This is a genomic window from Sulfurovum aggregans, from assembly GCF_055385215.1.
Genome location: NZ_AP042387.1, coordinates 2,122,444 through 2,147,649 on the forward strand (window position 1 = coordinate 2,122,444; position 25,206 = coordinate 2,147,649).

27 protein-coding genes are annotated in these 25,206 nt (G+C 38.6%); 18 read left to right on the forward strand and 9 right to left on the reverse strand.

Annotated elements, in window-relative coordinates:
• Positions 1-273 precede the first annotated feature (273 nt).
• A complete protein-coding gene (locus ACZ48W_RS10750) occupies positions 274-2,529 on the forward strand; it encodes a sensor domain-containing protein (RefSeq protein WP_464828439.1) in 2,256 nt (751 codons plus the stop codon).
• A gap of 331 nt (positions 2,530-2,860) precedes the next feature.
• On the opposite strand, the gene ACZ48W_RS10755 is transcribed toward ACZ48W_RS10750, so the two are convergent.
• Positions 2,861-3,307, reverse strand: a complete 447-nt coding sequence (locus tag ACZ48W_RS10755; RefSeq protein WP_464828441.1) for a low molecular weight protein-tyrosine-phosphatase — start codon at positions 3,305-3,307, stop codon at positions 2,861-2,863.
• A gap of 217 nt (positions 3,308-3,524) precedes the next feature.
• Here ACZ48W_RS10755 and ACZ48W_RS10760 point away from each other — a divergent pair, with 217 nt between their 5' ends.
• The 4 genes from ACZ48W_RS10760 to ACZ48W_RS10775 all read left to right on the forward strand — a co-directional run bounded on the left by ACZ48W_RS10760 (position 3,525) and on the right by ACZ48W_RS10775 (position 7,212).
• Positions 3,525-4,775, forward strand: coding sequence for an IS110 family RNA-guided transposase (locus ACZ48W_RS10760; RefSeq protein ID WP_464827685.1), 1,251 nt, complete (start codon positions 3,525-3,527; stop codon positions 4,773-4,775).
• Between the two features lie 289 nt (positions 4,776-5,064).
• On the forward strand, positions 5,065-5,694 hold the full coding sequence (locus ACZ48W_RS10765; protein WP_464828443.1) for an NAD(P)H-dependent oxidoreductase: 630 nt from the start codon (positions 5,065-5,067) through the stop codon (positions 5,692-5,694).
• The gene (locus tag ACZ48W_RS10770; protein ID WP_464828445.1) at positions 5,694-6,293 is read left to right on the forward strand and encodes a trimeric intracellular cation channel family protein; all 600 of its coding nucleotides are present in this window, start codon (positions 5,694-5,696) and stop codon (positions 6,291-6,293) included. The genes ACZ48W_RS10765 and ACZ48W_RS10770 overlap by 1 nt, the downstream gene beginning before the upstream one ends.
• A 13-nt stretch (positions 6,294-6,306) precedes the next feature.
• Entirely contained in the window at positions 6,307-7,212 is a 906-nt protein-coding gene (locus tag ACZ48W_RS10775) for an alpha/beta fold hydrolase (protein WP_464828446.1), read from the forward strand.
• 4 nt (positions 7,213-7,216) lie between these two features.
• On the opposite strand, the gene cutA is transcribed toward ACZ48W_RS10775, so the two are convergent.
• Positions 7,217-7,537 carry a divalent-cation tolerance protein CutA gene (gene cutA / locus ACZ48W_RS10780; RefSeq protein WP_464828447.1) on the reverse strand — a complete coding sequence of 107 codons (321 nt, stop codon included), beginning with the start codon at positions 7,535-7,537 and terminating at the stop codon, positions 7,217-7,219.
• 32 nt (positions 7,538-7,569) lie between these two features.
• Between cutA and ACZ48W_RS10785 the strand changes: the two genes are divergently transcribed.
• Entirely contained in the window at positions 7,570-8,124 is a 555-nt protein-coding gene (locus tag ACZ48W_RS10785) for a methylated-DNA--[protein]-cysteine S-methyltransferase (protein ID WP_464828449.1), read from the forward strand.
• On the opposite strand, the gene ACZ48W_RS10790 is transcribed toward ACZ48W_RS10785, so the two are convergent.
• On the reverse strand, positions 8,114-8,827 hold the full coding sequence (locus ACZ48W_RS10790; RefSeq protein WP_464828450.1) for a hypothetical protein: 714 nt from the start codon (positions 8,825-8,827) through the stop codon (positions 8,114-8,116). The two genes, ACZ48W_RS10785 and ACZ48W_RS10790, sit on opposite strands and share 11 nt — an antisense overlap.
• A 16-nt stretch (positions 8,828-8,843) precedes the next feature.
• On the reverse strand, positions 8,844-9,167 hold the full coding sequence (locus ACZ48W_RS10795) for a hypothetical protein (RefSeq protein WP_464828452.1): 324 nt from the start codon (positions 9,165-9,167) through the stop codon (positions 8,844-8,846).
• A gap of 134 nt (positions 9,168-9,301) precedes the next feature.
• On the opposite strand from ACZ48W_RS10795, the gene ACZ48W_RS10800 reads away from it, so the two are divergent.
• The 7 genes from ACZ48W_RS10800 to ACZ48W_RS10830 all read left to right on the forward strand — a co-directional run bounded on the left by ACZ48W_RS10800 (position 9,302) and on the right by ACZ48W_RS10830 (position 15,155).
• Entirely contained in the window at positions 9,302-9,763 is a 462-nt protein-coding gene (locus ACZ48W_RS10800) for a 23S rRNA (pseudouridine(1915)-N(3))-methyltransferase RlmH (protein WP_464828453.1), read from the forward strand.
• Positions 9,764-9,773: 10 nt separating this feature from the next.
• The gene (gene dksA, locus ACZ48W_RS10805) at positions 9,774-10,130 is read left to right on the forward strand and encodes an RNA polymerase-binding protein DksA (protein WP_464828454.1); all 357 of its coding nucleotides are present in this window, start codon (positions 9,774-9,776) and stop codon (positions 10,128-10,130) included.
• A gap of 10 nt (positions 10,131-10,140) precedes the next feature.
• Positions 10,141-11,172 carry a hypothetical protein gene (locus ACZ48W_RS10810; RefSeq protein WP_464828456.1) on the forward strand — a complete coding sequence of 344 codons (1,032 nt, stop codon included), beginning with the start codon at positions 10,141-10,143 and terminating at the stop codon, positions 11,170-11,172.
• Positions 11,169-12,122, forward strand: a complete 954-nt coding sequence (locus ACZ48W_RS10815) for a tRNA dihydrouridine synthase (protein WP_464828459.1) — start codon at positions 11,169-11,171, stop codon at positions 12,120-12,122. Before ACZ48W_RS10810 ends, ACZ48W_RS10815 begins: the two co-directional genes overlap by 4 nt.
• A gap of 64 nt (positions 12,123-12,186) precedes the next feature.
• Complete coding sequence (locus ACZ48W_RS10820; RefSeq protein WP_464828460.1) at positions 12,187-12,603, forward strand: hypothetical protein; 417 nt, start codon at positions 12,187-12,189, stop codon at positions 12,601-12,603.
• Positions 12,604-12,838: 235 nt separating this feature from the next.
• Positions 12,839-13,885 (forward strand): ribonuclease T2 family protein, encoded by a 1,047-nt coding sequence (locus ACZ48W_RS10825; RefSeq protein ID WP_464828463.1) that lies wholly within the window; start codon positions 12,839-12,841, stop codon positions 13,883-13,885.
• Entirely contained in the window at positions 13,875-15,155 is a 1,281-nt protein-coding gene (locus ACZ48W_RS10830) for an ATP-dependent DNA helicase (protein ID WP_464828465.1), read from the forward strand. The genes ACZ48W_RS10825 and ACZ48W_RS10830 overlap by 11 nt, the downstream gene beginning before the upstream one ends.
• A gap of 86 nt (positions 15,156-15,241) precedes the next feature.
• Here the strand turns inward: ACZ48W_RS10830 and ppsA are convergent, their stop codons facing one another.
• The 5 genes from ppsA to ACZ48W_RS10855 all read right to left on the reverse strand — a co-directional run bounded on the left by ppsA (position 15,242) and on the right by ACZ48W_RS10855 (position 20,790).
• Complete coding sequence (ppsA, locus tag ACZ48W_RS10835) at positions 15,242-17,662, reverse strand: phosphoenolpyruvate synthase (protein ID WP_464828467.1); 2,421 nt, start codon at positions 17,660-17,662, stop codon at positions 15,242-15,244.
• Between the two features lie 17 nt (positions 17,663-17,679).
• Positions 17,680-19,077 carry an MBL fold metallo-hydrolase RNA specificity domain-containing protein gene (locus ACZ48W_RS10840; RefSeq protein ID WP_464828469.1) on the reverse strand — a complete coding sequence of 466 codons (1,398 nt, stop codon included), beginning with the start codon at positions 19,075-19,077 and terminating at the stop codon, positions 17,680-17,682.
• A gap of 156 nt (positions 19,078-19,233) precedes the next feature.
• On the reverse strand, positions 19,234-19,761 hold the full coding sequence (locus ACZ48W_RS10845; RefSeq protein ID WP_464828470.1) for a methyltransferase family protein: 528 nt from the start codon (positions 19,759-19,761) through the stop codon (positions 19,234-19,236).
• Positions 19,762-19,847: 86 nt separating this feature from the next.
• Positions 19,848-20,030, reverse strand: coding sequence for a hypothetical protein (locus tag ACZ48W_RS10850; RefSeq protein WP_464828471.1), 183 nt, complete (start codon positions 20,028-20,030; stop codon positions 19,848-19,850).
• A 79-nt stretch (positions 20,031-20,109) separates the two neighbouring features.
• A complete protein-coding gene (locus tag ACZ48W_RS10855; protein ID WP_464828472.1) occupies positions 20,110-20,790 on the reverse strand; it encodes a diacylglycerol kinase family protein in 681 nt (226 codons plus the stop codon).
• A 99-nt stretch (positions 20,791-20,889) separates the two neighbouring features.
• Here ACZ48W_RS10855 and ACZ48W_RS10860 point away from each other — a divergent pair, with 99 nt between their 5' ends.
• The 5 genes from ACZ48W_RS10860 (at position 20,890) to ACZ48W_RS10880 (ending at position 25,194) form a co-directional block, all read left to right on the forward strand.
• Positions 20,890-21,534: a paraquat-inducible protein A gene (locus tag ACZ48W_RS10860; RefSeq protein ID WP_464828474.1), complete on the forward strand. Its 645-nt coding sequence runs from the start codon at positions 20,890-20,892 to the stop codon at positions 21,532-21,534.
• On the forward strand, positions 21,531-22,130 hold the full coding sequence (locus tag ACZ48W_RS10865) for a paraquat-inducible protein A (protein ID WP_464828476.1): 600 nt from the start codon (positions 21,531-21,533) through the stop codon (positions 22,128-22,130). Before ACZ48W_RS10860 ends, ACZ48W_RS10865 begins: the two co-directional genes overlap by 4 nt.
• Positions 22,131-23,771, forward strand: a complete 1,641-nt coding sequence (locus ACZ48W_RS10870; RefSeq protein ID WP_464828477.1) for a PqiB family protein — start codon at positions 22,131-22,133, stop codon at positions 23,769-23,771. It begins immediately after the preceding gene.
• A complete protein-coding gene (locus ACZ48W_RS10875; protein ID WP_464828479.1) occupies positions 23,771-24,334 on the forward strand; it encodes a PqiC family protein in 564 nt (187 codons plus the stop codon). The genes ACZ48W_RS10870 and ACZ48W_RS10875 overlap by 1 nt, the downstream gene beginning before the upstream one ends.
• Before the next feature lie 236 nt (positions 24,335-24,570).
• Positions 24,571-25,194 carry a porin family protein gene (locus tag ACZ48W_RS10880; RefSeq protein ID WP_464828481.1) on the forward strand — a complete coding sequence of 208 codons (624 nt, stop codon included), beginning with the start codon at positions 24,571-24,573 and terminating at the stop codon, positions 25,192-25,194.
• The last annotated feature ends 12 nt before the right edge of the window (positions 25,195-25,206 follow it).

The following is a 25,206-nucleotide window of genomic DNA, read 5'->3' on the forward strand; positions in this document are numbered from 1 at the left end:
AGCTATAGTATTCGTTGTTATGTTGGATTTGGCTTATTGCTGGTGCATAATAATTATAATAATTTAATGTATCATTATTTCACAATGCCCTTTTCCTTTTCCAAACAAATACCAGTTGTTAACCCAAATATAATGAAAATTTAATAATAATTATTATTTAGAACTAAAATTAAGCAAGAAGGTATAACAATATCTAAAATGCACTTGCTTATTTAAAAAATCTACAGAGTGGATTAGACGTAATATATGCAAATTTAAAATAGGTTTTTTGTAATGTCAAATGAGTTAAAAAGAAAACTAAGATTATGTGAACAAGCATTACATCAAAATAATACCATCACTAAAAAATATGATCAAACTCTAACTCTTTTGAAACAAAAAGAACATTTTACTTCGACTGTTATTGAGTCAAATAAAAATGCGATTATTTCCACAAATGAAAAGCAGATTGTAACTATCTTTAATAAAAGTGCTGAAGATATGTTTGGATATTCAAAAGAAGAGATGTTAAACAAAGATTCTCTACTTAATATCATACCAGAGTATCTTTCTGCTAAACATTTAAAAGCATTTAATCACTTTATGGCTACAAGAGAATCAATAGGCATTATAAATAGCCATGTTGAACTTGAAGGAAAACGCAAAGATGGAACAATCTTCCCCATTAGAATCGGGTTTGGTGTTGCGATAGATGGAGATAAAATTATTCTTGTTGCAAATATTGAAGATATTACCTTTGAGAAAAAAGCTCAAAACTCTTTAAAAGAACTTACTGTATCGTTAGAGCAAAAAGTAAAAACACGTACACAGGAACTACATCAGCAATATAGATATTTACAGTCTGTAATAGATGGTATTCGTGACCCGGTTATGGTAATAGACAGTGATTATACCGTTAGTCTAATGAATGCAACAGTAAAAAGATCAATAGATAAAAAGATGATTGCAGATGTAAGTAAACCAAAATGTTATGAAATTTCACATCATCGTTCTACCCCATGTGATGGAGATGAACATCCATGTCCGCTTAAGCAAGTTCTTCAAACAAAGCAATCTACTACAGTAGTTCATAATCATACTGCTGTAAATGGAAAAGAATATTTTGCTGAGCTTGCGGTATCTCCTCTGTTTGACAATGAAGAAAATTGTATAGGTATTATTGAATCAGCCAGAGATATAACAATGCATCTTCAGGCTCAAAATAAATTACGCAAACAAAAAGATGTTTTGCATCATCAAGCTTATTATGATGGATTAACAGGATTGGCTAATCGTGTATTGTTTAATGACGCTTTAGAAGAAGGAGTCTCTATAGCCAAGCGGAATCATACAAGACTGGCTCTGTTTTTTATTGACCTTGATAGATTTAAACAGATCAACGATTCGTTAGGTCATGATATGGGAGATATAGTTCTTAAAGAGGTATCACAGCGTTTAAAAGCAAAAATCAGAAGTACAGATACACTTGCTCGTTTGGGTGGAGATGAATTTACTATTCTTATGGAAGATTTCAAAACGCCACACGATGCAGCATTGCTGGGACAAAAAATCATACATGTGCTAGAACAACCGATACATGTAGAGGGCCATACTCTATATGTCTCATCAAGCATCGGTATAAGTTTATATCCTGAAGATGGTGATGATGCTTCACATCTTTTAAAATATGCAGATGCTGCTATGTATAAAGCTAAAAAGGAGGGTAGACATAACTATAAGTTCTACTCTTCAGAAATGACAGATTTGGCATTTGAAAGAGTTCAAATGGAGACAAATCTTTATCAAGCTTTAAAAAATGAAGAGTTTCTAGTTTACTACCAACCACAAATAGATGGATATACTGATAAACTTATAGGTATGGAAGCTCTTGTAAGATGGCAACATCCCAGTAAAGGTTTAATTGATCCAGATAAGTTTTTATTTATAGCAGAAGATACAGGTTTGATAGTTGAACTGGATAGATGGGTAATGAAAACGGCAATGACACAGCTGGTAGAATGGTATAAAAAAGGATTGAATCCCGGAAAACTTGCACTGAACCTTGCTAGAAAACAGCTTCAGGAAGAGGATTTTATCTCTATGCTTTATGATATGCTGATTGAAGTAGGGATGAAGCCTGAGTGGCTGGAGTTAGAGATAACAGAGAGTGCAATAATGAACAATCCTCAACAGGCCATGGCAGTTCTAAAGAGTATTAGTGAACTTGGAGTTGAATTAGCGATCGATGATTTTGGAACAGGTTATTCCTCTTTGTCTTATTTAAAAAAACTACCTATAAATAAAATCAAAATCGATCAATCTTTTATAAGAGAACTTCCCTTTGATGAGAAGGATGCCGGAATCACAAAATCTATTATAGCACTCTCAAAAAGTTTAAATCTTAGAGTTGTTGCTGAAGGTGTTGAGACGTCTGAGAAAAGAGACTTTTTAGTAGAAAATGGTTGTATACATATTCAAGGATATTTTTACAGTAAGCCTATACCTGCAGATAAGATGGAAGTTATGCTTCAAAAAGGATTGAACCATTAGAAATCGAGTCCAATAAATATTGATAATCTGCTAACCCTGTTTTAAATCGGTCGTGTAACGAGACCATGATAATCGCCAACAATAACAATAATCCCATATTGATTACAGAGCACCAGCCAAAAAATTCTCTTATTACGTCGATTGTATTCATGTTTCCCCCCCCTTTGTATTATTTGAAGCTAACTGTTTATTAGTGGAACATTTGTCCCTCTATTAGCTTATTGCCGTATTAAGAGTATATCTAAAAGCTGAAGATAAAATTACAGAAATATTTTAACAGTACCATGATAACCCAAGGAAGCAAAAGGAATTTTGAAGGAAATACAGTGAACTATTTACACTCCTGTTCTAAAAAATCACTCACACAATTTTCCACCATTTCAAATACCTTTTCAAAGCCTTCAAAACCGGGGAAGAAGTAGGGGTCTGGGACATCTGATCCCTGATAGCCTCCGAAGTTACCTAGTTTATAGACATAGGTAAATCCAAAATTCTCCAGATCACTTTTGTTCTGTTCATCCATCGCTACGACACAGTCAAAGTATGTTATGTCCTGCTTTGTGACAGGTCGTGATCTTTGTTTACTGATATCTATGCCGTTTTGTCCGGCGACTTTAATGGAATGTCCACAGGGTTTTTCCCCTTCATGCCAGTTGCTTGTACCTGCAGAGTCTATCTCCAGATCCAAATCTTTCTGCTGTGCAATATATTGTGCAACACCCTCAGCCAGCGGACTACGGCAAATATTTCCTAAACAGACGAACAAGATCTTTTTCACGTTTTTCCTTCGTATAATCTATTTATCAACCAAATCGATAAAATAAGGTTGAGTTCAATAAAGACTCATAGTTTTCACAAAAGCTAACAGTAAACAAGTTTTTTTCCTTTTTGGACTTTGGTACCAGCACATAAAACGTCTTGTGTTAGCTTTATAAAATCATCTATAGGATGCTAAGGAGGAGTGTAAGAACTTCTACCTTGTATAACACGAAGCTATGAGAACTTTAAAACTAACACTCAAGGGGTTTAAAATGTATTATGTTGGAATTGATGTTGCTGAAAAAAAACATTATGTGTGCATCCTGGATGATGCTGGTGAATTTGCTGTAAAACCATTTTGGATCTATACGGATATTCTTGGGTTAAGAAGGCTGATTGAACAGTTTGCCAACCTGTCATTAGACAATGATGATTTTATTATTGGTATAGAATCAACAGGAGCTTTTTCTGAGAATTTGTATGAATATATTACAGACAATGACTACCAAGCCGTTTTGCTAAACGCTTATCAGACTGCCAAGTTTCGTGATTTCCGTACCATACGAAAAGTAAAGAATGATGCGATTGATGCCTATGTCATTGCGGAACTTTTATCTACCGGTAAATACAAAGAGAGTCATATCTCCAATGATGCCTATCATTCAGTCAAGGTATTAGGCAGAACCAAACGTTCACTGGAGAAGAAGATAAAAACCATCAAGAGGGAAATCTCTACTGTAATGGCGACTGTCAATCCTGAGATTGGCAGAGTATTTCCAAATATCTTTACCAAGACAGCACTTGCGATCATCAAAGTCTACCCTACTGCAATAGATATGCAAAAAGCTACGCCAAAGAAGCTGACTCGTCTATTCCGTCATATCAAAGGTAACAACTTCTCTGAAGATAAAGCCAAGTTCCTGATCGATCTTGCCAATACTTCAGTATATGCTGGTCGTGCCTATGAAGCCAGATCTCTAATGATCACTACTAATATTAGGATATTAGAGCTTTTATGTCAAGAAAAGAAGCATATTGAAGAACAAATCAAACAACTTATTACCGAAGAAATAAATACAATTGACAATTCTATTGAAAATCTCCAAAGTATACCCGGTATCTCAGATAAAACCATTTCTGCCATATTAGGAGAATGTGGAGATCTCAGGCGATTTGATTCAGCCAAAGCTTTTATTGGCTATCTTGGTCTTTATCCTACACAGTATCAATCTGGCAACTCCAATTCTATAGGCAGGCTTGCAAAAAGAGGCATACCTATTGCCAAACATGCACTTTATATGGCTGCAGTAGGATCTGTATTGCACAATCCTCAGCTAAACAAGATCTTTCGAGACAAAGTCTCTTCGGGTAAATCCAAGAAAGAAGCTTTAATCATTATCTCCAAGAAAATAGCAGCGATCATGTATTCCATAGTCAAACACAATGAACCTTATCAAGCCCATAGAGTATTTATCCCCAACAGGTAAATATTCCCGTTAGTTTTAGCACTTGTGAAAACAATGAGTTTTTAATGAACATTGACCAAATATTGTTTTAGTATCTATTTGATCATTTGAATATTCTTTTCAAATACTCAAATAATCCAACAGGATACCTCTGTCTATAAAAAACAGCTATTGGTTTAAGCTATTCTTTATAGGATGGTTTATTGAATATGGAGAGTATTTTAGTATAATTTGTTATAAAAGAGGAAAATTTTCTTATAAATGAAAAATGAACTTTTTAATGCCAGTATATTAAATTAAAGGATACGCAATGACCAATGATTTTACAAAAGCGATGGATTTCAGACATGCCTGCAAAGTGTTTGATGAGAGTAAAAAGATAGATGATGAAACGATGCACTATATTCTGGAAGCAGGACGAAAGTCACCTTCTTCTTTCGGGATGGAAGGATGGAAGTTTTTAGTCATTACAAATGAAGCGTTGAAAGAGAAGTTGCGTCCAGAATGTTGGAACCAGATACAGATAACTTCCTGTTCCCACCTGGTCGTTATTTTAGCAGCCATAGAAAATGTGAAGCCAGAGAGTGGCATACCTGCTAAACGATTTGCCAGACGCCCATTATCAAAAGAACAATTAGACGGCTACATCGACCTCTATTCAAAACATCTCAAAGAGACGCTCAGTACAGATAAGAATATTTATGCATGGACAGCCAGACAGACCTATATCGCACTGGGCAATATGATGACAGCAGCAGCTTTTGCAGGGGTAGACTCCTGTCCTATAGAAGGGTTTGAAAAAGAGAAGGTCGAAGATATTCTGGGCCTGGACAGAAGCAAGTATCGGGTTTCTGTACTGCTGCCTTTCGGATACAGACTGAAGGAACAGTCAGAACAGCTCAGACTGCCGTTCGATGAAGTGGTAGAGTTCATCTCCTAATGTTTGAAATAGCAGAATACATCGGTATCATCGCTTTTGCGATCTCCGGATTTTTTGTTGCAGTAAGAAGTAAACTGGATTTTCTAGGTATACTGATATCGGTTTTTTTAACCGCACTCGGCGGTGGTATTCTTAGAGATATTGTTGTAGATAAAACACCTTACACTTTTACACATAATGTCCCGGCTGTCATTATCATCATCGTTATGGTGTTGCTTATACTCTTTAAATTTCACAGAAGAGACAGCATAGAGAACAGACCTCTGTTTATACTCAGCGACTCCATAGGACTGATCTCTTTCAGTATCACAGGAGCGCTTATAGCCATAGAACAGGCATTGAACCTTACAGGAGTACTGGTCCTCTCTTTTGTAACGGCTGTAGGCGGGGGGATCATCAGAGATGTGATCATCAATGAAATACCCTTTGTATTCAAAACAGGGTTTTACGGTACGATATCACTGTTGGTAGGGGCTAGTTTGTATCTGTTGAACTCTCTGGAAATGATGTACTTTTATCCTATCACTGTTATTTTTATACTGGGTGTCCTGCTTAGGATCGTAGCGTATTATAAAAAATGGTCCATACCATTGATATAAAAAAGGTGAGGTAATGATAGAAGAGTGTTTAGATCAAAGGGTAACACTGCCTGACGGAAGAGTATTGGGGTATGCTGAAGTAGGTGATCCAAAGGGAAGGCCTCTTTTTCTTTTTCACGGGTTGAACTCTTCCCGCCTGGAAGTGCATATTGCACATGAGAAAATGAAAAAAGCAGGAATACGGGTCATAGGGACGGACAGGCCGGGTATAGGGCTGTCTACTTTTCAGGATGAGCGTCAGATATTGGACTTTGTAGATGATATCATATATCTGGCAGACAAACTTCATATAGATGATTTTGCTGTGATGGGTATTTCGGCAGGTACACCGTATGCTTTGGCTTGTGCATACAAAATACCCCAGCGGATATTGTTTTGCAGTATTATTTCCGGTATAGCCCCTGTTTTTGAATTTGGTACTGAAAAGATGCTCAGAGAGAACCGTATTTTCATTTTCATCGCACAGACAATCCCATGGTTCGTGAGACCGGTATTCTGGTATCTGGAAGGACGCTTCAGTCAGGATGATGCAAAAGCGGACCAATTCCTGGAAAATATTCTTGTCTCTTTGGATGATGTAGATAAAAAACTCGTAGAGAATGAAAGCAGTAGAAAAATGTTACTTGATACTTTCAGAGAGTCTTACAGACAGGGTAGTAAAGGTGTAGCTTGTGACGGGATACTTACATTTGGCAAACCATGGGGTTTTTTGCCTGAAGAGATAAACAGTTCTCCTATATTCCTATGGCACGGAGAAAAAGATCTGGCTGTACCGGTTTCTATGTCGAAAGCAATGGCAGAAAAAATTTCAGGTGCAGTATTTAAAGTATATCCGAATGAAGGACATCTCTCCATTGTCTTTGATCAGATGGATGAAATTATCGATGAGCTTTTAAAATCATACAACAGGATTGAATAAGATCTTATTCTATCTCTTTTTCTATCCACTCAAGGTACTCAGGATTTGCATCGAGGATGGGTGTCATAATGATCTCCGGTACATCATAAGCGTGTAATGCCTCTATCTCTGCTTTGATCTCTCCAAATAAAGAGACTTTGCTTTTCATCTGTAACACGGTTTCATGACTTTTTTCCAGAACACCTTGCCAGTGATATTGACTCTGGATCGTGTGACTTTGCACACAGGCGACCAGATGTTTTTGAAGCAGTGTATCAGCGATGAGGTTTGCAATGTTCTCATCATCTGTTGTTGTACTGATAATGCAGAATGTATTTGTTTTCATAGGTTATTCTATCAGATTTAGTATAATGTCTTATGAAAGAAAGATCTTCACTCAAAAATGAGCCTTTGAAACCTGCTGAAATACATATCCAATATTTCAAAACACCGGTTGGTGAACTTGTCCTGGGGGAACATGAAGGCAGATTATGCATGGCAGACTGGCGATATCGAAAAATGAGAGAAAGGATAGATGCCCGACTGGGAAAAGGGCTCAATGCCACTTTTTCAGAGAAAGAGAGTGCTCTTTTGCAACAAGTCAAAGATGAACTTTCCGAGTATTTTCAAGGCAGCCGAAAAACCTTTGGTGTACCTCTGCTTTTTGTCGGTACGGAGTTCCAAAAGTCTGTATGGAATACACTTATCCGGATCCCTTACGGTGAAACATCTTCTTATTCTGATTTGGCAAAAAAGATAGAAAATGAAAAAGCAGTTCGGGCGGTAGCCAATGCCAATGGTGCCAATGCTATCTCCATCTTTGTACCTTGTCATCGTATCATCGGAAGTGATGGAAAACTGACGGGATATGCCGGTGGGTTGGAAGTAAAGAAGAAGTTACTTGAACTTGAGAAGAGTTTATTTACGATGTAGAGGGTCTTGTCGCTTCAAACCAGCGCTTTAAAAATGCCTGTCGTTCATAGACTTTGGCACCAAGTGCAAGTTTATAGGACATATAGGGTTGTCCCAAATTCCAAAAAGCAAAATGATTCTTTTCCAAATACTTTGCAAGCAGGACAAGCTGGACTGTCCCATAGTTATGGTATTTTTTCTCTCTACTGCTGAATCCACTTAAACTTGTATAGGTCTTTCCTATGATATAGCCTATTTCTCCTGCGATAACTTTCTCTTCATTTCTGATACAAGCCGAAATCATTTTGAAGTTTTCATCTATATCCTGTGTGGCTTTAAGGGTATCAAAATAACGAGGTGTGAGCCAGTTGTTTTTATGCGACTTGTTGATGCCGGCAACTACTTCATCCAAGTTCTGACTTATCTCAAGTTGTAGTTCCTTTTTATTTAACAGCTTTTTTGCTTTCCTGCTGATATGCAAGTCCCTGAAATCCAAAAGAGCATAGCTGAACTGTATTTCCGGGAGAAGTAACTCTTTCTCTTCATAGTAATCCGTCACTGCAATAAAGCCGGCTTTAGCCTGCGCAATGTAATACTCAGGGGAAAAGTCATCACTCCAGTAGTAATTCTTTAACATATCCGGATAAATGAATCTATGAAGTATTTCAGGATTTGTAATCTCATCATAAGGGAGGTGATGGATACCTAGTTGTATGTTATTCATGGGGTTTGATCTTTTGTTACCGGGGTTGACCTATGACTACATCAATGTTTTTCTTTATATCAATATCCTGTTCTTTGTACCATTGTGTTGTTTCTAACTTCGGAAATACTTCTACCATGATATCAAGAGGGGAATTATCCCAGTTTTCTGAGTTCTGGGACATGGACCAGTTACACTCTTTAAGAACATAGGAAAATATTTGATTCATAAGGTTGTATTGTTGTTTGACAGCTTCATTGTCTTGATCTTTCTCATTGTTTAATATTGTTTTGACCAACTGTTTTCGTAAGTCTCTTGAGTATTGCATTTTGAGTGTGGTGATAATTTCTTCTTTTTGCATGATAAACCTTTTTTAGTATAGTATTGTATTGAAAATAGTTTAGAGTAAAAAGAATAGATGTAATAAAGTCATTTTCTTTAACGATACTAAAAACGATTTATAGATACAATAACAAAATTTTTTAGGGTATTGATATGAAAATAAATGTCATCATTATTGATAAAAAGGGTAAAGATCAGCTTTATGCTCCACTGATAGAACATTATAAGAAGATAGCAAAACCTTTTGCAAAGGTTGAAGTTATTGAACTTTTCGATAAAGAGATCGCCAAAGCTCAGGATATTTCACCTGAGGCAGCTCAAAAATCCTATACAAAAGCATTGGAAAAATATTTAAGTTCTGGTGTAAATATCGCTTTGGATCCTTCGTCAAAAGAGGTAGATAGTTTTGATTTTGCAAAATTGCTTAAGGATAGCGTTACTGTAAATTTCTATATTGGCGGTGCATACGGCTTTGAGAGGGATTTTTTAGATAAATGTAATAATGCCATATCATTTGGTAAAATAACGCTTTCACATAAACTGGTGAAAGTTGTTTTATTGGAGCAGATCTTTAGAGGGCTTACAATTAATAACAATCACCCATATCATAAATAGGGAAATATAGATGTTAACAAAAGCAGAGTTGGAAGAATTTCAGAACAAGTTACTGGACAGAAGAGTTCAAATAGAAAAGAATCTTACGGGAACAGCACTTGAATTAGACGAAATGAGAGATCTTGACCTTAGTGATGAGGGTGATTATGCAGCTGCATCTGCAGAAACTATCATTGATAGCGCTATTTTGGTACAACAGCGTAAAGAATTAAACGAAATTGAACTTGCTTTAGATAAAATAAAGAATGGAACTTACGGAATTTGTGAAATGTGTGAAGAGCCTATAGGCAAAGCACGGTTGGACGTAAAGAACTTTGCACGTTTTTGTATCACATGCCGGGAGATCAACGAAAAAGAAGAAAAGTAAGGGGTAGAATATGAGACTTGGTTTATATATTTTTGCAGCACTCACACTTGGAGCTATTATCGGTGCGTTGACATATACGATCAATCCGAATAATTATCTGGTGGAGATCATGGGGATAAATTTCAATTTCCCTGTAGCAGTATGGGTGATCCTGCCTATGTTTGTTTTGCTTGTATTTACTGTGTTTCATATGATCTTTCATGGTTTGAAAAGTTATTTTAAACTTAAAAAATGGCAGAGAGATACAACCACTCTGGATGATGCACTTTATTGGTCATTGGTAAATGAACCGAAAGAACAGAAATATGCAATAGATGAATTCAAGCACTCAGCAGTACTTCTGGGAAAATCCTCTTTAACACTTTTGGACAGTGTTGAAGGGCTTAACCCCAGACTGTCAAAAGTTGTTAATGTCATTAATAAAATCAAAAACGGTGAATATGTTGATCTGAAAGAGAATAAGATGGCCAAAGTATTTAACGAAGGCAATCCCCATTTGATACAGAATAGACTGAACCGTTTGGAAACGGATCATGAATTTGTCGAAGAAGTGATGAAATCCTCATCAAAGTACTCCACACTGGTACAAAAACAAGCTCTGCAGATATTTGCACGCAAAGAGACATTTTATAAAGCACGAAAATATGCCAAGATATTTGATTCTGAAAATTTCCATGTTATGCTTAACAGAGTAGATCATGAGGAAGATATGGGACTCAGCAGTGAGATTCTGAATGACTTTGTTGAATCATTGAAACTTACATGTACGGATTTCGTACAGATAGCGAATATTACAAAAAAACATTTTGCACCGGATGAGAACCTGTCGCTTTTTAAAAAGTATCAACTTGAAAACCCTAAAGCACAGAATGCCTATCTTTATCTGCTTTTTGATTATGAACTTTTAGATGAGGTTAATGCTTATCTGGAAGAGCAGGAAGAGAATGAATTTATAAAATTCAGAGCACTTTATGAACTTAAAAAAGAGCATAAAAACTATAAACTTGAAGATCTCATCGAGATAGATTCCATTTGTAAATGAAGTTAGATTTTTCTCAACCTCTTTATGCTTTAGCCCCGCTTGCGGGCTTTACTGACCTCCCTTTCCGTTCTGTTGTCAAGAAGTTCGGTGTAGACCTTACGGTCAGTGAGATGATAAGCTCCAATGCACTAGCCCATGACAGTAAAAAAACCCATAAAATGTTAGAAAAAAGTGCTTTGGAAACACCATACTCCATACAGATAGCAGGCTCGGATTTGAATGTTATAAAGCGCGCCGTAGAGATCATCAATACCAAAGAGGGTGTGGATATCATAGATCTGAACTGTGGCTGTCCTGCACCTAAAGTGGTGAATAATCTTCAGGGAAGTTCACTGCTTACCGATCTTGTTCAGATGGGGAAAGTGATAGAAACGATCAAAAAATACTCCAATAAAGAGCAGACATCGGTGAAGATCAGATTGGGCTTTGATGAGAAAAACCATATAGAGATCGTCAGAGTATGTCAGGAAAGTGGAGCGGACTTTATTGCAGTGCATGGCAGAACGAGAGCAGGCAGATATAAAGCTGCGGTAGATTATGATGCGATCGCAGAGATAAAGTCAATGCTCTCCATCCCTGTTATTGCAAATGGCGATATTGATTCGCCGGCCAAAGCAAAATGGGTACTTGAGCATACAGGGGTAGACGGCATTATGATAGGACGTGCCGCAGTAGGCAACCCATGGATATTTCATCAGATAAAAACAGGGAAAGAAAATGTCGGGAGTACACTTGTCCAGGAAGTCGTACTGGAACATTTTGACCAGATGATAGCTCATTACGGCAAGTATGGTGCTGTGATGTTCCGTAAGCATCTTCATACGTATTCAAAAGCAGGGTATCAGGGGGCTTCCGCCTTCAGAGATCTTGTGAACCGTATAGATGATCCTTTAGAGATGAGAACAGTGGTAGAAGAATTTTTTTCACAGGATTTTTTTAGAAACAGTTGATATATCAAAGGTTTCAAATCATCATTATACTATAATCCCATCAAATTATTTCCAAGGCTTTATTATGACTTTTGTATTAATTAAGACGATTCATATTTTTGCAGCATTCATTTATGGTGGTTTTTTGATCACAGACAACCTTTTTCTTACAAAGATCAAAAGATCTTTTGATGAAGAAACACATGCAAAGATCAGAGAATCTTTTATGAAATATGTGCGTAAAGTGGTACCGCCCAGTCTGATCGTTGCTGTATTGACAGGACTTTATCTCATAACCCAGGTCTACGGTCCAATAGGGGAAGAGGGACTGACAAGATTTCAAATACTGCTTTCTTTGAAAGCTTTTTTGGGTATCTGGCTCGGGTTAAGAGGATTCCTGCAAGTTTATCTGAAGATACAGCCTTTGGTTTTTAAAAGCCATATATTGCCGTTTGCATTTGTTCTTACCATTATTTTTCTCTCACAGTTCATGTATATCTGAAACAGGCCGGCTACAACTCTTTCATTTCAGGGCTTGGCAGTTTCTCTTAATGTATATACCTGGTCTCCTGGAATAAGGCCTGATCATGGTTCACAATGCACTTCCGGAGTTTATTCTTATTATGAGTGATACAGACTGATGGGATCTATTTATATTTTATTGTCTGATCCGTTACCGGATGGTGTTTGGAATATTATTACAGTATAATATTCAAAAAATATTGAGGCATGATAGAATGAATAAACACATTATCATACTTATGGTTTTTATCGTTTCATTAATGGCAAGAGAAGAAGCTTTTGCCGTCAAAGAGTGTCCTGCATTCAACAACATGAAACACAGCAAAAACACCCATCAGGTTATGTTGGATACGTCTAAAAAATATACGATCCTGGAACACAACAAAGGACAGATCCTTATTCTTATCAAAGGTGAACAGCCTGCACAGCGATGGGTAGATAACAGTTGTTTCCCAAAACACAGTAAAACTTCCAATCCCCTTAATGTCGAAAAAGTCCAGAGTGAGGTTATCGGTATCGGGGATGGATCCGGTAAAGCTTCTTCCGGAAGAGAAACGTATAAAAAGCATTCATATCTCCGATCTAGATCCGAAACTGCGGCTCTTGTGAGCTCAGAACAAAATATTTTAGTACTGAGTTGGCATAATGCTTTTTGTGAAACACACCGCAATAAAAAAGAGTGTAAAAGAAGATTATTTTCCATGTTCAAGCCGCATTACAATGAAAGTCATTTCGTACTGCATGGACTTTGGCCTCAACCTAAAAGCAAAATATACTGTAATGTAGACAGAAAAATCATCACTATGGACAGATACAAATATTGGAACAAACTACCTTCTTTGGATCTGACAGTCGAGACGCAAAAAGCTTTGGCTGAAGTCATGCCCGGGTTCAGCTCCAGTCTCCATAAGCATGAGTGGTTCAAACACGGTTCCTGCTACGGTACGGATGCAGAGCAGTATTACAAAGAGGCCATTTCATTGGTAAAACAGTTGAATGAATCAGATGTTGGTATATTCTTTACCAAGCATATAGGGAAAAAAGTCTCTTTGTCGCAGATACAAAAGCATTTTGATAAAAGTTTCGGTGCAGGAACAGGCAAGAGAGTAGAGTTAAAATGTAAAGATGGGCTTATTACGGAACTTTGGCTGCATCTGGGAAGCGGAGACAATGTCAGTTTGAATATACTGCTTAAAAGAGGCAAGCAGACACGCAGTCATTGTCAAAGAGGACTTATAGACAGGGCTGGTTTTGGCAGATAAAGTAGATGTGCTTGAAGCACTTAAACACTCCAATGTCTTTTTAACAGGCGGTGCTGGTGTAGGGAAAAGTTATATTACCAATGAGGTGATCTCTGATTACCGTAAAAGAGGAAAGCAGGTTGTCTCTTTGGGTTCAACAGGTGTGAGTGCAGTAAATATAGGTGGATTTACTGTGCATAGCTTTTTTGTCTTTGGCATAGCGTCCAACTTTGATGAACTCGCAGCAGGGGATAAACGAGCAAAGAAAAGGCTTACTGATCTTAAAAAAGTACTTAAAGCTACAGACCTCATTATCATCGATGAGATATCTATGGTGAGTACAAACTTGTTGGACATGATAGCATACAGACTGAACAACTATGGTTACCTTGGTAAGGTACTTTTTGTGGGAGATTTCTTTCAGCTGCCACCTGTACAAAAACAAAACGGTAGAAACGATATCTTTGGAGATAAACTTTATGCCTTTGAGAGCATGGCATGGGAACGTTTTGACCTGATGGTGATAGAATTGACTGAAATGAAGCGTACCACAGATGCAGAGTTTACGCATATCCTTTCAAAAGTCCGAAAAGGTATCTGTGATGAAGAAGTGGTAAGTTACATGACAAAACTTTGGAACACAGAAGGGATGGGGAAAGACCCGACATACCTGTATGGACGTAACCTGGAAGTGGAACAGACCAACAGAGCCAAGATAAACGAACTCGATACGGAAGAGACCATTCTCTTCGCAAATATAGAGATGTTCGGAAAAGTACATGAAAAGAAATTGGCAGGTTGGAAAAATATGTTGCCTATTTCAGAACAACTCACACTTAAAGAGGGGGTGCCCATACTTTTTACCGTGAATAAGTGGGGTAAATTTGTCAATGGAGAGAGGGGTATCCTTCATAAGATCGAAGATGATTATCTCATCGTAGAAAAAGAGGATGAGTTTGTCAGGGTAGAACGCCATGACTTTGACCTACTGGATATGATAGTCAAAGATGATGGTACTGTAGAGACGATGTCTCTTGCCACACTTTCACAGTTCCCTCTTAAATTGGCTTATGCTGTTACCATACACAAGTCTCAAGGTATGAGCATAGACAATCTTGTCTGTAATGTAGATAATATCTTTGCTCCGAGCCAGTTCTATGTGGCTATCTCAAGAGCCATAGACCCTAAAAAGCTGCGCATTGATTTCAATCGGGGAGACCTGACGCAGTATTTACATAAGGTAATTCATGTAGATGAGAGGGTAGTAGCCTATTATCAAAAACTTCTGTAAGGATAAAAATACCTTGAACTCCTTTTTTCAGGGAAACTGCCTCCCTTAGCTAGAGAAGAAGGAGAGTATCGGCAGATAAATAAGCTTCATGATACATTGTGTTCAAGCTTTTTTTCTAATTTAACCACATCCTGAATGGTTTTGAGGACACTATCGGGATTGAGGCTTATAGAGTCGATCCCCAGTTTGACCAGATACTCTGCTACATCAGGATAATCTGAAGGTGCCTGCCCGCAGATACCGCTGTGACGTTTGTTCCGTTGTGCACCCTGTACCGCCATCTCGATCATCTTCATTACACCCGGATCACGTTCATCATAATCAAATGCAACGATCTCGCTGTCACGGTCAACACCAAGGGTCAGCTGGGTAAGATCGTTGCTTCCGATACTGAAGCCGTCGAAAATCTCACTGAAAGCATCTATGGAGATGACATTGTTCGGAATTTCACACATCACATAGACCTTTAGTCCGTTTTTACCGCGTTTCAAACCATATTTAGCCATTGTATCGATAACTTTTCTACCCTCATTGACCCGTCGGCAGAATGGGATCATCAGGATGACATTCGTAAAGCCCATCTCATCACGTACCCGCTTCATCGCCGTACACTCCAGAGCAAATCCTTCCTCGTAGGCTGGATGAGCATAGCGTGCTGCTCCACGGAAACCGATCATCGGATTGGCTTCATCAGGCTCGAAGAATTTTCCACCTAACAGTGTTGCATATTCATTGCTTTTAAAATCGCTCATGCGCACGACACATGGATTTGGATAGACTGTAGCCGCGATCGTCGCCACTCCTTCGGAAAGTGTTTTAATAAAAAACTCTTCCATATTCTTATAGGCTTTGCTCAATGATTCAAGCTGTATTTTGGTTGCTTCATCAACTTTTTCAGGATGTACAAGTGCCATTGGATGTGCTTTGATATACTCATTGATAATAAATTCCATACGTGCCAGACCGATACCGTCTACCGGAAGAGAAGAGAGCGAAAAAGCGATATCGGGGTTGCCGAGGTTCATCATGATCTGTGTCTTTGTTTTCGGAAGGTGGCTCAGGTCTGTCTTGATAATCTCAAAATCAAGCAGACCTTCATACACATGACCGTTTTCGCCATCGGCACAGCTGACTGTTACTTCCTGCCCATCCTGCAGTACTTCTGTTGCATTGTCAGTCCCTACAATAGCCGGTATACCAAGCTCCCGGCTTACTATTGCTGCATGACAGGTTCTCCCGCCACGTGTAGTAACGATAGCTGCTGCTGTTTTCAGTACAGGTTCCCAGTCCGGTGTTGTGGTATCAGTGACCAATACTTCACCCGGTTTGAAATCACTGAGATGTGCCACGTCGGTAATATAATGTACTTTTCCCTGTCCGATCTTCGTACCGACGGCACGACCGCTCACCAGTAACTTTCCTGTCTCTTTAAGATGATACATTTCAAGGATATTGCCCTTTTTCTGTGATTCTACTGTCTCCGGACGTGCCTGTACCATATAGATGAACCCGTCTATGCCATCTTTGGCCCATTCCATATCCATGGGTTTACGATACCCTGCTTCTTGGGAATAGTGATCTTCAACTTTGATGGCGTAATCCGCCAGGATCATGACATCATCATCCGTGATACAGAACTGTTTTCGGGCTTCTTCCGGTGTTTGGATATTTTTTGTGTATTCTACGGCAATATTGTCCGTATTAAGTGTATCTGTAAAGACCATCGTAAGCTCTTTTTTTCCAAGCCGCCGTTTTAATACTGTACGATGTCCACTTTTGTATGTTGGTTTATGAACGTAAAAACTGTCTGGGTCTATGGTACCCTGAACGACATTTTCACCCAAGCCATAGGTTGCGTTGATAAAGACAACATCTTTAAAACCTGTCTCTGTATCAATACTGAACATTACACCGCTGGCACCGATATCGCTGCGTACCATTTTCATGACGACAACGCAAAGCTCTACCTTGAAGTAGTCAAAGCTGTTATCGAATTTATAGTGTATGGAGCGGTCGGTAAAGTTTGAAGCAAGGCAGCGCTTGTAAGCATCCAGTAATGCTTCGGGTGAAGTAACGTTGAGATAGGTATCGTTCTGACCGGCAAAAGAGGCTTCTGGAGAATCTTCTGCAGTGGCAGAAGAGCGTACGGCTAATGAAACGTTTTCGCCATACTCTTTTTTCAGTGCGTCATATCCCTGTAATATCTCAGATTTGAGATCGTCAGGCAGTGTACAGTTATAAACGATGTCACGGCAGACTTTACCGCGTACCTGCAGCTGTTCTACATCATCAGGATCAAGATCATCAAGCTGTGCATGCAGTTTTGCCAAAGCACCATTGGTATCGAGTACTTTGTTATAGGCTGTTGCGGTGATCGCAAATCCGTTGGGAACGCGTACCTGTTCAGCCGTAAGATTCTGGTACATTTCTCCTAATGAAGCATTTTTACCGCCTACTTCCAGGACATCCTCAATGCCGATCTCACTAAACCATTTAATATAACGCATCTTTTCTCCTTATATGTTTAGAGGTAGATCACCTCTTCCGGTTCAACAATATGAGCTCTTTGCTGCAGTGCATTCTCAAGTACACTGCGTAAGATCACCTGCTTGTCCTCTTCTCCATGGATCAGGTAGATCTGTTTCAGGTCTTCTATCTGCGAGATCCATTTTAAAATACCCTTCTGATCTGCGTGTGCAGAGAAACCATTGATAGTATGTATACTGGCTTTGATCAGGATATCTTCATGATAGATCTTCAGCCATCGTGCGCCATCCACGATATGACGGCCAAGTGTTCCGACAGCCTGATAGCCGACAAAGATCACAGCATTTTTCTTGTTCCATAAACGATGTTTGAAATGATGCAGGATCCTGCCTCCCGTACACATACCGCTGCCGGCAATGATAATGGCACGGCGGTCGATCTCATTGATCGCTTTTGATCCTTCAACATCCGGAGTATAAACAAGTTCCTCAAAATTAAAAATAGTCCCATCTTTTTCTTTGTTGCGTTGACATTCCAGGCTTAAGAGATCGGAATATTTCCGATATACATCCGTTGCTCTTGTTGCCATAGGGCTGTCCAAGAAGATATGGCATTCCGGAAGCTCTTTATGTTCATGCATCTCTTTTAAAAGACAGAGTATCTCCTGGGTACGTTCAATCGCAAATGAAGGTATCAGGACATTTCCCCAGTTGTGCAGTGTATCGATGATCACTCGTTTGAATTCGGTGATACTTGCATCCATATCCTGATGGTTTCGATCGCCATAGGTTGATTCGACATAAAGATAATCAGCATGTGTACAGTTTTCCAGGTCTGGAAGGACCATATTGTTGTTATTTCCAATATCACCCGAGAAGACAATGGTATATTTGTTTTCATGTTCAGTGTAGGTGATCTCAATAAATGCTGCCCCCAGAATATGTCCGGCATTTCTGTAGGTGACAGAGATACCCTTACCCAGTTCAAATGCAGTACCATATTCGGGATAGTGCCATTCAAGCATAAAAGTGTTTTCTACATCTTCTTCTGTGTATAATGGAGTACGTACTTTGTTTTCTTCTCCGCGCCGAAGTGCTTTTTTGTAGTGTGTTTCATAGTCCTCTTTCATGATCTTTGCACTGTCGAGCAATATGACTTCTGCAAGATCCCTTGTTGCAGCTGTGGCATGGATCATACCGGAGAAACCCTCTTTGACAAGTTTTGGTATGCGACCCACATGGTCAAGGTGTGCATGTGTGATAAACAGATAATCGATCTCTGAAGGATCAAAATCAAACCTGTTATAGTTGCGCTTTTCTTCCTGACCCTGGAACATCCCACAGTCAATAAGAATACGCGGGCCACCCTCGATGGCAAGCAGGTGACAGGACCCCGTCACGACTTTTGCCGCTCCGTAAGAGGTAACAGTTGCCATTCTCACTCCTTGATTTTAACTTTTCTGAGAGCATCATCAAAAAATCTTTTTATACATTATACACTAATACTTTGCCCAATATTCCTATTTGCCAAGATATGATTCTTTTATAAAAGTGTTCTGCCTCAAAAAAGAGATCAGTTCAATAGACTTTCTTTATTTGTGTACCTTGGCAAAAAGTATCTTCAGGCATTCCCATTGAAAGGAGACCATAGGTACTTTCTTTTTATAGGCTTGATAGGCTTTACCGAATTTTTGGTTTACTTCTCTTTCTTCAAAAAGTATGACCATGATGATGATAAAAAGCATCTCAAGAGGGGCAAGAATAAAGATAAAAGTAGGAGAACCTGTTAAAAGAGCCCATCCCAATGGCAAAAGTGTCAGTCCAAAGAGCATAGGATGACGCATACAGCTATAGAGTCCGCTTGTCACCAAACGGTTGGTTTCAAGACGGGGGATATCACCCGTACGGCCTTTTGCCAATTCTTTTCCACCATTTGCCGCAGCACGAAAAGCCAAAACAAGTATTAGATATCCCAAAAGAGCTGTTATCAAATGAAAAGGGAGATCATGAAAGAGAGGAGTATGCCAATCTCTGATAAGAGAAAAGGCAGTACCTCCGGCTATCATGGCCAACCATAATATCATTCGAATGACTACGGATACAGAGGTCTTCATCTTCATATTTAATCTTTTATTATTATTTTAATAATTATACCTTATTTTATCAGGTCGTAATTCAAGATGGATATAATCCTTGTTTTTGAGTCCTAAAGTGCCGGATGCATTAGGAACATACCGAAGATCCCATTGAAAAAGACTCCGAGTAATGCAAAAATAAAATAGATCACAATGATCGCCGGTATTGAAGCAAATGCCAATTTTACCATGAGTATCACCAGATCGATGAAAGGGATCTCCAATCCTGTGATCTTTACTTTTTTATCATCCATATTTCATTCCTTTAAATAGTATAATTAGATCATACATGAAATGGTTTAATAGTTTTTAAATGGATCCGGATCTTATTGTCTATGCAGTAACAACAGCTACATTTCCTGCTTGCCTGATTTTCAGATATCTTCCATGAACAGTAACAATGTCTCCATCAAGTTCTAACATATTGTACTCATTCTCCAGGTCGATGTTGATCTCTTGAACCTCTCCGTAAAAACTGCCGAATTTTTTAATGAAACGTGCGGGAGTAAAAATAAAAAATCTTGTGGAACTCAGAAGCATAAAAGGTGTCATGATAACATGTAGGGGGAGAAGAAACAGTACAGAAAGAATATATTTGAGTATACCTTGTTTAAGAAGACCAAAGCGCAGGGTCTCAGAGAGAAAAATATGTTGAAGGTCTCCCATGTTCCCTGCTGAGAAAAGGAAGATCTCATCATTGAGTTTAAAAAGGTGGTGTTTTTGGGTTTTAGGGGTTTCGCCGTTTGCAAGAGCATCCAAAACTTTCTCTATCTTGGGTGCACGGTGGATCTTGGCGACGACATTAAAAGAGCCTGTAGGATTAAGGATAAATGTAGGAATGTGCTTTAAGTCATGCAGTTGTTTCAGTACTCTTCTTATGGTACCGTCTCCGCCATTGATGATGATATAGGAATAGAGCTCTATGTCATCATGCCCAGGTAAAGAGGAAGCGTCTATAGAAGTGATATCCAGTCTATCATGATGCAAGGTTTTACCAATAGAAAGTATCTTCATCCATATCCTTTAACCCGAATTATACAATAGAATTTACTCCGGGTTTAAATTTTTATTTATCATACACTTATATTGATTATATTAGGTATAATCCGTGTTATGAAAATAGAAAGTGAAGATGTTTTAGATAACCTGGTTATCTGTCAAAAATGCCATACTCTCCATAAAGAGATAACGATCCAGGATGGCTCAAAAGCATGTTGCCGTGCATGTAATACTGTTTTGTACAGATATGACAGCAGACTTGCAGAGCATGGACTGGCCCTGAGTATATCGGCACTTATCTTTTTTGCCATTGCCAACTTTTTCCCACTCGTCAAGATAGAGCTGCTTGGACATGAACAGTTCATTACCATCCCTAAAACATTTGTGAGCCTTTTCAATAACGGTTTTTATGTTGTAGGCTTGATCTGTTCTTTCCTCATCTTTATTTTCCCTCTGATGATATTTTCCATTTACAGTATGGTATTCCTCCTTTTGAAACTGAAGGCAGGAGAGAAATTAAGCAAAGAACTGCTGATATTGCTTTCTCATATCACACCATGGAGTATGAGTGATATTTTTCTGATCAGTATTTTGGTGGCGTTGGTAAAACTCATAGGATATGCACAGATACATATGGGTATTGCTTTTTGGGCATTGATAGCATTTGTCCTGCTTGATCTGTATGTGACCAGAACCATACATGTTTCTGAAATATGGATGTTGAGAAAAAGAGTCTTTTTGCAAGAGAAGTCAAAATGATCGAAATAAAAGAAGATGAACTGATCCGTTGTCCTGTCTGTGAAGCTGTGAATATAGACAAGGGGAAAGAAAACAGATGTCGCCGTTGCGGTTCTGCTATTTATAAACATCAAACATTTCAAACAGAAAAGAGCTGGGCATATCTGATCACAGCGATCATCGCTTATATCCCTGCAAATCTTTATCCTATGCTCATTACCAGACAATTCGGGGCTGTTGAGGGCAGTACGATACTCGGAGGTGTGATCATGTTATGGGAACATGGTTCTTATCCTATCGCTGCAGTGATCTTTATTGCATCCATAGTGATCCCTATTCTGAAATTCCTTATCTTGCTTTATCTGTTAATTAGTGTAAAATACCCTTTGGGAAAAGACAGGAAGATCAATAAACATAAATTGTATTATATAACAGAAGTCATAGGTCCATGGTCTATGATAGATGTATTTGTCGTGGCCATACTTGCCGCACTCATACATTTGGCGAACATAGAAATAGTCGCAGGTACAGCCGCAACGGCTTTTGCTCTTTCTGTGTTCTTTACACTTTTGGCAGCACATGCATTCGATATGCGACTTATCAAGGAGAATAGATAAATGCCCGAACAGATACCGGAGATAAAAGAATCAACCAAATTTAATTTTATTACTTCTATATGGATCGTGCCTTTTATCGCACTTTTGATCGCAGGATGGCTGGCATATCAGTATTATGCCCAGTTAGGTCCGGAGATCAAAATAGTCTTTCCGAGAAATGAAGGATTGCAAGCCGGACAGAGTCAGATCAAATACAGGGATGTCCCTATAGGTACGGTAAAGAAAATCGTATTGCAGGAAGACGGAGAGGGGGTGACTATTGTTGCAAGAATGGACAAATCGGCTGTTCCGTATATCAATAAAAATGCAAAATTCTGGATAGTAAAACCGGAAGTGGGCATATCCGGTGTCAGCGGCCTTGATACACTCCTCTCCGGAACATATATCAATATGTACAGCAAGAAGGACAATACGGACTTTAAAGATACTTTTATCGGATTGGACAGTGCATATTATGTTACGGAAGAGGGAGCATACTTCCATCTGAATGCATCTGACGGGTATAATATTAAAAAAGGTACACCGGTTTACTATAAGAATATTCTAGTGGGACAGGTGGAATATATGAATATAGCCCTTGACAGCAAAAGTGTGGATATTATTATTTTTGTGAATAAAGCCTATGTTCCTTATATTCATACAGATTCAAAGTTTTGGCTGAACAGTGCAGTGGATGTTGATTTTTCCAATGGCAGGCTGGATGTAAATGTGGCACCGATCTCATATCTGATACAGGGAGGAATATCCTTTTCCTCTTCAGGTGAGGATCTCAAGGCAGTAGTTCCTGATCAGCATATTTTCTATTTGTATAAGAATGCCGGTACTGCAGAGAGTAAAAAAATAGGCAATGCAGGAAATGCTGTGAAGCAATACCTTTTGTATACGGAAGACTCTATTGCAAAACTCAAGACAGGTGCTGCTGTGCATTATGCCGGTTTTGATGTAGGACATGTAAAGGATATAAAGCTTTCTTATGAAAAAAGTACACATCATATGAAAGGAGAGATCCTTGTGGAGATAGATACTTCCGTATTTGAGGATAGAAATGATCCGGATCATACAGGTGAAGAGAACTTTTATCAGGCTGTAGAAGAGGGTTTGCGTGCGAAGATCACATCTACCGATATTATTACAGGTATGCTGTTCATTGATCTTGTATTTGATGAAAATGCTACAAAACAGACTATATCAAAAGGGAAACACTATGCTGTGTTGCCCACTGTCAAAAATGACGGTACAGGTATCATGCATGAAGTTGAAAAAGTTTTGGTCAAACTCAACAAACTCCCGCTTAAAAAACTGATCACTTCTATAGACAAGGTAGTGAATGAGAGTTCTGAGCCTATTGCCAATGCGAACAAGGTACTTCTTAAGCTTCAAAAGACAGTTGAAAATATCAATACACTGACCGGTAAAAAATCATTTTCAGCATTACCTGATGAGGTAAACAAAGCACTGAAAGAGCTTACTAAAACACTTAAAGTAACCAAAAAAGTGGTTAAAGGGTATGATAAGAACTCACTTTTGACACATCAAATAGCACAAACACTTAGAGTGGTGACTGAGACTTCCAAAGAGATGCAGCACTTCTTGGAGATGCTTAACCGTAAACCAAATTCACTTATCTTTGGAGATAAATAATGTTTAGAATAAAAATACTTTTACTACTTATTGTACTGATTGGTTTAAGCGGTTGTGTATCATCCAACTATTATATACTTTCAACCGCTTCACAACCAAATGTAATCTATAGAGATAAAAACCGGGTTATAGGGGTAGAGAAGATCAGTGTGCCTGAGTACCTTTTCAAAAGGGAGATCGCTGTAGCCAGATCAGCAAGTCAGATCATGTTTTTAGATGGTGCTGTATGGGCTGAAGATCTGGATGCAGGATTAACCCATAGACTGATAAGCTTTTTACAAAAAAAGTTTAATCAACCTGATGTCTATGCCTATCCGTGGGGTACAGATAAACAGCCGGGCCTAAAAGTCAAGGTACAGATAGCACGTTTCATAGCCCAGGGGAACAGAGTCTATCTTGATGCCAATTGGGAAGTGGAAAATATGCGGACACATAAGAGAAAGGCAAAACTTTTCAGTATAAGCCTACCTGCTAAAAGCAATGCAGGAAGTATTGTAAATGCTATGGACAGAGCTTTCGGAAAGCTTGAAGAAGATATTGCCAGGGGAATTGATTCCTATTAGTTTCTGTGGGGCAATGTGTAACCAAGAGAAGAATCTGTTGTAGAGAACTATTGACAAATATAATATAAATTTTTAAATAAAAGTTTATTCTGATGTCTAAAACAATAAACTTTCTAACCATTTTAGAGGATTGTTCAAAACTTTCCCCTCTTTTTTATCAAACAGGCTGTTTTGCCACACTTTTGGCACATTTTATTGTTAAACTTCTTTTGTATTTAAAACAAAAAGGAAGTAAAATGAAAAAAATAACAATGTCGATCATATCGGTTCTGGCGTTAAGCCAAATGGCTTTTGCAGGTGGGGATATCGGTAAGAATGTCGTAGAATCTGAAGCAGAAGTTGTAGTGATTCCGGAAACAGCGGATGAGAGTGCATTCTATGTCGGTCTGGGGTATTCGTATATGAACCTGGATTTTGACGGTGGGAAAGAGTCTGGAGATATAGACGGGAATGGCATGCTGGTACTTGCAGGGTATAATTTCAATAAATACATCGCAGTAGAAGCCAGATATTCTAAGACATTCGGTGATCTAAGTTATGAGAGTGATTACGGTTATAATGAAGATTTTGACGGTGAAATATCAAATTACGGGCTCTACCTCAAGCCTATGTATCCGGTAGGCGGGGTCACACTTTATGGTCTGCTTGGCTACGGGAAAGTCACCTATGAAGAGGGAAGTAGTAAAGATTCGGAGAGCGGCTTCCAGTGGGGGATCGGTGCGAGTTATGCTGTCAATGACAACTGGGGACTCTTCGTGGACTATACAAGACTGTATGATGATCAAGGTTTTGATGATATCCCGACGTATTATGATATTATGATTGATTCTGTCAATGTGGGTGTGACTTATACATTCTAGATATAGCTTTTT